This window comes from Paenibacillus sp. GXUN7292, assembly GCF_050864975.1.
Classification (GTDB): domain Bacteria; phylum Bacillota; class Bacilli; order Paenibacillales; family Paenibacillaceae; genus Pristimantibacillus.
This window is the reverse complement of record NZ_JBOZWO010000008.1, coordinates 174,330-182,851: the sequence shown is the minus strand read 5'-3', so window position 1 is coordinate 182,851 and position 8,522 is coordinate 174,330. Positions and strand designations below refer to the sequence as shown.

At 47.9% G+C, this 8,522-nt stretch carries 6 protein-coding genes; 2 read left to right on the top strand and 4 right to left on the bottom strand.

What is annotated here, in order from left to right:
* Positions 1 to 384: 384 nt before the first annotated feature.
* Together ACRRU2_RS09930 and ACRRU2_RS09925 are read left to right on the top strand one after the other, a co-directional pair.
* Entirely contained in the window at positions 385 to 834 is a 450-nt protein-coding gene (locus ACRRU2_RS09930; RefSeq protein ID WP_432501187.1) for a MarR family winged helix-turn-helix transcriptional regulator, read from the top strand.
* 21 nt (positions 835 to 855) lie between these two features.
* Positions 856 to 2,088 carry an MFS transporter gene (locus ACRRU2_RS09925; RefSeq protein WP_432501186.1) on the top strand — a complete coding sequence of 411 codons (1,233 nt, stop codon included), beginning with the start codon at positions 856 to 858 and terminating at the stop codon, positions 2,086 to 2,088.
* 317 nt (positions 2,089 to 2,405) lie between these two features.
* Here ACRRU2_RS09925 and ACRRU2_RS09920 read toward each other — a convergent pair whose 3' ends face one another.
* The 4 genes from ACRRU2_RS09920 to ACRRU2_RS09905 form a co-directional block, all read right to left on the bottom strand.
* Complete coding sequence (locus ACRRU2_RS09920) at positions 2,406 to 3,899, bottom strand: DUF3604 domain-containing protein (RefSeq protein ID WP_432501184.1); 1,494 nt, start codon at positions 3,897 to 3,899, stop codon at positions 2,406 to 2,408.
* 63 nt (positions 3,900 to 3,962) lie between these two features.
* A complete protein-coding gene (locus tag ACRRU2_RS09915; protein WP_432501182.1) occupies positions 3,963 to 5,414 on the bottom strand; it encodes a sulfatase family protein in 1,452 nt (483 codons plus the stop codon).
* 63 nt (positions 5,415 to 5,477) lie between these two features.
* Positions 5,478 to 6,614 carry a glycoside hydrolase family 88 protein gene (locus ACRRU2_RS09910; RefSeq protein WP_432501180.1) on the bottom strand — a complete coding sequence of 379 codons (1,137 nt, stop codon included), beginning with the start codon at positions 6,612 to 6,614 and terminating at the stop codon, positions 5,478 to 5,480.
* 26 nt (positions 6,615 to 6,640) lie between these two features.
* Complete coding sequence (locus tag ACRRU2_RS09905) at positions 6,641 to 8,515, bottom strand: hypothetical protein (protein ID WP_432501178.1); 1,875 nt, start codon at positions 8,513 to 8,515, stop codon at positions 6,641 to 6,643.
* Between the last annotated feature and the right edge of the window lie 7 nt (positions 8,516 to 8,522).

Sequence of the window (8,522 nt, the reverse complement as noted above, 5' to 3'; positions counted from 1 at the left end):
CAGTGATACCCCTTTCTATTGCTTGTTGCAACTATCCACAATTAATCGACAGTCTCCCTGCTACCGTTAGACTTTAGAATGAGCGAATGAGCTGAATCTTACATATTCCTGCTGAATCAGCATCGTCGCATAGGGCGATAAAAAGTGCCCGCAATACAACAAACCGTCAAGCTTTGAACGGCCTCCAATTCTATGACATAACTGTCATTTGGAATTCCCGTTCTTTTCTTGACGGTTTTTCTATTCCTTTATTTCATCTGGAAACGGCACACCTTAGCTTAGGACGCGCGGCATTTCTTCCTGTTTCCATTGACGAAATTAGTTGTCGCAAATATAATTGTTATAACAACTAATTTAGTGACAATGATCACAGGAGACATGAAGATGACTTTACAACCTAATCAGCTTGACCAGTCTGTCGGATTTTTAATGGGCGTCGCATATCGTAAATTAACAGGCTTATTGCAGCAGCGTTTGAAAGCTTATGACATTACACCTGAGCAATGGTCGGTTTTATATCATATCAGCCGAACTGACGGTATGATTCAACGGGATATTGCCGAGCTGGCAGAGAAGGATCATCCTACAACTACGAGAATTTTGGATCATTTGCTCAAAAAAGGATTGGTTGAAAAACAGGTGAATGATGAGGATCGACGCGCTTTTCTTGTTTCATTGACGGATTCGGGGCGCACAATGCTTGAGCAAACAGAACCTATTGAGCAGTCCATTACTGCTGATATACAACAATGCATGACTAACGAAGAATATGATGTCTTTATGAAGGCTCTTCGTCGCATTCACACCCATACTAGTCAACTTATGAAAAGCTAGACGAAAAGAGGTTATCTATTAATGGAGTTGAAAAATTCGTCCAAACTATGGACGAAATCATTTATTACACTGTCGCTATGTTCATTTTTATTATTTCTTAATTTACAGCTGCTGCTTTCCTCCTTCCCGGCTTATGTGAAGGACAAATTTTTGGCAGGAGATGTAACGGTAAGTTTGGTTACGAGCGTTTTTGCTATTTCAGCGATTGCAACTCGTTTTTTAACGGCTTATTTAATCCGTAAAATTCATCGTAATGTTATTTTGTACATTGGCTTAATTATCGCCGCTTTGACAACTGCTGTTTATGTGATTGCCAGCACTATCGGATCGCTGCTATTGCTCAGAGTCGGTTATGGGATAGGGTTTGGCATGGCCAGTACGATTATTCCGACGTTGGTTTCCCAAATCATCCCTTCCAAACGGCTTGGAGAAGGAATTGGTTATTTCAGCTTATCGACCAGCCTCGCGTTGTCGATCGGTCCGCTTATCGGCCTTAACCTGATGCAGCAATTCGGCTTTCGTACTCTGTCTATTGTAGGTGCATTAACTGTCATCATTATTTTCCCCTTAATTTTCATGACCAAATCAATCCCGCCTGAGCCAGCCAAAATCGTACATTCTACAGCAGCCAAACAGCGGTTTAATTTCAAATTATTGTTTCCTGCTTCGCTTAATATGATACTGGCTATTACTTATAGCGGCTTGCTCAGCTTCATCGCTCTATACGGCACGTCCGTCAGCCTGGACCAGGTAGGTTTATTTTTCTTGTTTAATGCTGTAACTGTCGTTATTATCCGTCCTATTTCCGGAAGGCTGTTCGACCGTAAAGGGCATGGCGCCGTATTGCTGCCCTCCGCTGTTTGTGTCATTGCCAGCCTGGTCGTGCTTTCCTTTACAACAACGATTCCGATGCTGATCGTATCAGCGTTGCTGTATGGGCTTGGCTTTGGCGCTATTCAACCGACCATTCAAGCTTGGATGCTGCGGATCTCGACCAAAGAGCAGCACGGCATGGCCAACAGCATGTTTTACAATTCGACTGACCTTGGCGTAGCGTTAGGCGCATTATTGCTCGGAGCCATCGCCTCCTTATCCAGCTATGCGATTATGTATCGTTATGCAGCTGGTTTTATGGTGCTGTTTGCCGTCGTTTATATGCTGGTGAATCGTAATACGGCTGCCAAGCAGCAAGCTGTTATGCTAAAAACCGCTTCTACTGTCACCGCTTCGAATGTAAGTGGTATTGGTCACTAATGACCGTAGGCTCCTTTTTCGCCAAACTATGGTCATTAATGAGGTGTCGATTAATTGTGGATAGGGCAATAAGCAAACGAAAGGGATGTTACTACGATCAAGTTTGGGATTCCGACCGCTGTTGTAGTCCAATTTTTTTGATAAAATAACCTCTGTAAAGGATAAAATTGGCCTACAAAGGCGGACGCTGCCGCTTCTCCATTCCTGTCCGTTCCCATATAGAGAAAATGCGCAGAGGCCAGAATGGCTTCCTGCGCATTTATTTTGCAAATGGTGGCAAACTCAAAGGAATATACTCCGCCAGGCATGCATTTTCATTACACTACATAAATTGGCGACAGCCAGGCACATTGACCGTTTACCTGTTGAATCTCCACATGATAAACATCACAAGCGTCTTCCTTCTCCGCATCAGTGAAGCTGCCGCTGTATGCGTATTGCTCAATCGGAACAGCAGGATGAATAACTACCGCTTCCGAGTTAAAGCTATGCTTATGCTGTGTAATATTGCCATTTAGCAGCTCATTGATCGTAGCAGTAATAACTATACCGTTTGCTTCAAGCTCCAGCTGTGTATGCGGATCGCCATCGATCTCAAGAATAACGCCGCCCGTATGCGGATGAAGCGTTGTCGGATTTTTGACAGTCAGGCAGGACCAGCTTACATGCGAGTCTGACTGGCTATGAACCGCATTGCCAAGCGCATTTAAATCCGGATCGTCTCTAAGCTCTGGGGTCGGAGCAAGTACACTTCTACCTCTAAAGCAAGTTTCCACAGAACGAAGAATGCCGCCTTTTACTTTCACTTCCGCATTCCATAAATAGCCTTCTTTATTGTCGCCCCAGCCCATTTCAACTTTCACTTTATACGATGAGCCGCTGACAGTCGGGTTTTTCAGTAAATCCCAGCTGCTTACTGCTCGCCATGGACGCAAGTTTTTAAAAATAACGATTTTTTCAATCCGGTCGCATGCTGTAATATCTAGCTGAATGTTGCGGATCTCCGCTTCCAGCTCACTGCCCATAGGAGCGCCGTTGAGCGTAAAGCGGCAATCGATTTTATCTCCGCTTACTGCATAGGTGCGTCTGGCCAAAATGGCATCCCAAATGCCTTCTCTTGTTTTCTCTGCAGCAATAACCGCCATTCTTCCGTCTCCATAGGATCCCGGATAGCCTGCATGGTGATCCGTTGAGCCAACGAAGCCCATGCGATGCTTCCGCGCAAGCGCTGCATATACCGTACTTTTGGAATCGCGTGGCCCCATATCATGGTAATAAGGGAACGGGCTTTCTGCCGACATGCCGCAGCCATGCTTGGATACGACCTCTACAATAGGGCTGATCTCCGTATTGAAGGAATCCCAGTTTCCGCCACGATAGCCAGGCGTATAACCGACATGATGGGGTACAGCGATTACGCGGCGCGGCTTCAGCTTTTCAATAATATCTGCTGGCGACTTGCCTTTTTCTATTGGAAAATCATCATCTGGCGAAATAAAATGATGGTCGCCAAATTCGCTGGAATGAGCTTCATAGCCTTGGAAAGTAACGAATTCATGATCTTTATTGTATTGCTTTACCGTCTCTCTAACCTGATCCCAATGCCCTGCCAGCTTGGCAAAGCCTTTTGTATGAAAATCAACCAGAAATTCTAGCGGCGCCTGGCGCTCAGGCATATCATACCAGGAGGCATGTCCGATAATCGCGCAAAAATCCAGTTGTCCCTTTGCCGCTTTCAACGCATTTTCCAAGCCGCCGAAGCCATAGCTAATTCCACAATGATTGTGTATATCTCCCCAATAGGTTTGCATATTTATATCTCCTCCGTCTATTTTAAATAAATCCATTCTTTTACAGCGCTCATTCAGCTGGGCCTATACCGTGCCGAAGCGCTCCAGCACTGCTGCCGCTTCTTCCTTGCGTCCGGCCCGTTCCAGACGGCCTGCCCAATCATTTGGCTTCAAATAACGGAAAGGCCCCCCGTCTTCAATAATTTCCATCATTGGATCCTGCTCCATCAGGTTATGCTCCATCTGTTCCGCAATCCAGCCTTCAAGCTCAGCACTAAGCTGCTCGATCACATCCGGACGCTCCCCTGCCACATTGATACGCTGAAAGGGGTCATTTTCCAAGTCATATAAAATATGCGGCTCCAATTGATAGAAGCCTTCATGGTAAGTGCGGATATAATGCCACTTATTCGTTCTAACAGCTCGCTGGCAGGCGTATAATCCATGCTCCAGCACGAGAAAGGAACGATCCTCCTCCACCTGCCCGCCAGATAGTGCCGGGAGCAACGAGCGGCCATCCCACCCGCTTGGCTTCGGCAAACCAGCCAAATCAGCGATAGTCGCTACAACATCTACATTATAATGCAGCTGATCATTAACATGGCCTTTCTTGCTGAGTCCAGGGAATTTCATAATAAGCGGAATATGATGGACAGCCTCCGTCGCCATGCCATGCTCCAAATAAACGCCCTGTTCGCCAAACGATTCCGCATGATCGGCGCTAATAATAAAACAAACCTCATCAAGCACACCCTGCTCGCGGAATGCTTCCATCAAGTCGCCAATATGCTTGTCCAAATAAGATATGCCGCCATCATAACCATTAATCAGCTTTTCGTAATCGCTGCGGTCTGCAATTTCCAAAGGCATCGTAGCCTGCGGAATTTTGCTGAAGTCGTCGCTCCAGTGCAGAAAAGCTGCCGAGCGCGGATGAGTATCCTGACGGTGACGCGCAATATCTTCCGCTGTCGGATATTCCGGCGCCGGCTCTCCCGCAAATTGCTCGGCATAGGAAGTCGGATATGTGTATTTCGAATGCGCATCCCAGTACTGAATGTGCAGGAAATAATTATCCTCTGCGCCATGCGCTTTAATCCAAGGCAATACCGCTGCATTTACTTCATGAGCGTCCTCATTGCCGCCCTTCAGCGTATGCGTATGGATTTCATTCCAGCCGGCAAAATACCACCAGGCATGATGACGGTCACCGAAAGATGAAAATGTAATCGTGCGGTAATCCGCCTCCCGCAGCAAACGCGGCAAAAACGGATATTCCTTGCTGTGACCGTCTCCTTCGGGGTATTCATAATGGCAGCCAGCGCCCCAATGAGTCAGCACGCCGTGGTTGATGCCAAAGCGTCCTGACATAAAGCTGGCTCTTGATGGCGCACAAGGGGAAGCGGCTGTATATACTTGATTAAAGCGCACGCCTTCGGCTGCAATCTTATCTAAATTCGGTGTTGTATTTCTTTTGTATCCGTAGCAGCCCATATGATCTGGACGCAATGAATCTATATCCAAATAAACGATTCTCAACCGGATTCCTCCATTCCAAATTGTTTTTTTGCACCTATCCTTGTTCTATTTCTATTTCTATTTCTACCAAAACATTTGGCGGCTGCTGCTATTGCCTAACAGTCTCGTTAATGCTTCTGCATAAAAGTAATCACCGTAAATAAGCGGCACATCGATATTTTTACCGGTTGGGAAAGACCCTGTTGCATGCAATACGATAGCTTCATTCCCGCTGTCATAGCAGGCACACTGACGATCTATCGCCTTTACCAGGCGAAGTGCGCAGCGCTCGTACATGCCGCCTTGATCTGCTGGCAGCAGCTCGCTTAGCAGCAGCATGCCGCTTGCTGCAATTGCCGCTGCGGAAGCATCGCGCGGCGCGTCCTCATAGGCTGGCAGCCTGAAATCCCAATAAGGAATATGATCTTCCGGCAAATTAGCCATAAAATAATGAGCCGTCTTTTGGCTTGCGCGCAAATATCTTTCTTCCTTCGTATAGGAATAACATATTGCCATACCATATATCGCCCAGGCTACTCCCCTGGCCCACGCAGAATCAGGCGAGTAGCCTTGGCCGCCAAGCGCTGACTCCCGTTCTCCTGTTTCTGCATTAAAGCAGACAATGTGATGCACGGAGCCGTCGGCCCGAATAAATTCCTTAAGCACAGTATCCGCATGCCGCATTGCAATATGACGATATCTGGCATCGCCAGTTTCCTCCGAAGCCCAGAAAAGCAGGCTTATATTCATCATGCAATCGATAATTGCCCAGCCTTCGTTATGCTCCTCGTTGCGCCATACATAGCTGTTCCAAGCGCGAATGAAGCTGCCTTGCGGATTAAACCGACCAGCGAGTATGGAGGCCGCCTTCAAAGCGCGCTGCTTCGACTGTTCATTTTTTGTTATTTTATAGCTGGCTACCGAGCTGAGACACCACATAAACCCAACATCATGATGCAGCTTTGTAAATTCATCGAGCGCCTCATCCTGAGCGGCTTCGCAAGCCTCAGCAAGCTGTCTTAAGCTCTCATCCTGCTCTTCCCTGTAGGCAAGCCAAAGCAGCCCCGGCCAAAACCCGGATGTCCAGGCACTCGCTGCAGTCCGATCGTATTTGCCATTCTGGCTGGCATGAGGAAAGCCTGCCCCGATCGCCTCGCTCATCTGCTTAATCTTGCTGGAAGTACGCTGCCACGCTTCCTCTGCCCATTGCTGCTTCTCCATCGTCAGATCGCTCCTTCCTGTTTAATCTATGATTTAATAAGCATTCGAATTTGAAACGAATAGACACCTGGCGTTACCTTGGTAATATCCCAACGCAGCGGCACCGCAATAGCGGAAGGAAAAATGGACACCGCACGGGCAGTCAGGCTATGCTCATCCAGCACGAATGACTCCCCTTCATAGGTGAGTTCCAATTGCTTCTCCTCCAATACGTCAGCGATCAGCTTTCTTTGGCCGCGGCTGGCTTTACATACAGGCTCGCCGGCAGTCAGTATCGGCTCAATAATCGATAGCCTGTCGCAGGCAAGCCTGATATCAAGCTCGTAATGCTTAATCACGGCATCGTCTTCCAGGCTGTAACGGATGCTATAAAATGCGGCGCAGTCATAACAGCTCTGGTTATCAACTGCTTTTAGCCTGCCGTTCACCACTGCTTCAGCTTTATTGATATTGGCGTCCACCGCTCCATGAGCTTCATGCTCATATAGATTGCTATAGGCTCTGCCCTCATGCATAAGCTCAATTCTTGGCGTTATCGGCTGGTCCATATGCGGCAATGCCTGCGGCATATTGTATGCTTCGTATAGGCGATAGGACGTCATTGCGCCAAGCTGGATAGGACCTGCCTCTTCATGCCATAAATAACTGATTGCCCCGCCTGTCGGCGCATTGCGTACAGAAGTGCAGCTGACAGTTGCCATCCACTTCTGCTTGCGCAGCTGAATAACCGCAAGCTCCTTGAAGCTTCGGGCACCGAAGCTCTCTTCTGATGGCAGCCGCTGCGGTTTTGCAGGCGAACATAGCTCAGTCGCGTAAGCTACGGCAACAGACAATGCATCTGATCGGTTAATCGTAGAATGAATGCAGCCGTGCTCGAACATTTGCTCATGCATCGGTCCGTATCCGAATAGTCCGTCACAGTATCGCAAGCTTCGCTTCAAATAGCTTGTATTCAGCTCAGCCGCTCTTAAAAAAGCCGGATGTTCATTCGCCAGCAGCATAAAGGCCATCTGCGAGCCGTGAGCGGTTTTGCTGCCGAACAGCGTCCATTTATAATTGCGGCTGCCGAAGGAATTGTCGATTGAGCCGTCAGGGTACATCATGTTCATATGCGCAGCAAGAGCATGCACGGATGCCGCCATCACCTTGCTGTCATTGGTTAGACGAGCATACTCCGCCATTGCTCCAATCGACATATCAAGGTTATACCCGATATCAATCATGCTGGTCATTTGCGTAAAGGGCCTCATTCTTGTCTTTTCGCCGTACAGCCAGCCGTCATAGCTAAGCCGGGTATCAATAAAATGATGCATAAGCTGTTTGGCCTGCTTGCTATATTGCGGCACTTCCACGATACGGTCAGCCAGATGCAGCGCTAACGCGGATGACAAATAATAATTAATATTCGTATTGCCGCCATCGCCAAACGTATTCGATACCCATTGCGCTGAGCTTGCAATAAGCGGCAGCAGCTCTGCGCTGTCCGCCCTCAAGCTGTCTGTCTTTTCGTCTGAATAATCAGAATTGTCCGCCAAAAATCGTGTCAGCTGATCATAGGCATGGCATAGCGCGAGCAATTGAAACACCGTCGTTCCCTTCCAATCGGACTCCGGTTCATTGCGCCAGCCGCCATCCTCTTCCTGCGTTCTGCTTATATAGAGCAGTAACCGTTTGGCCGCCTCGCGGTATCTCGCTTTTCCACTAACCAGATACATATAATAAAGCGGGAATACAGCATCGCCGCTGCGCCCATGAACGGTACCGCAGCCCTTGCACCAAATTCCGCCTTCATCTGGGTGCCCCTTAGCCGTCACTTGAGCTTCAATCAGCCTGTCGCAGCAAAATTGAATAAGTTCCTGCATCTCTTGGCGCAGCATAGCTCCGCTTTGATTTGCTTCCATCGCTTTC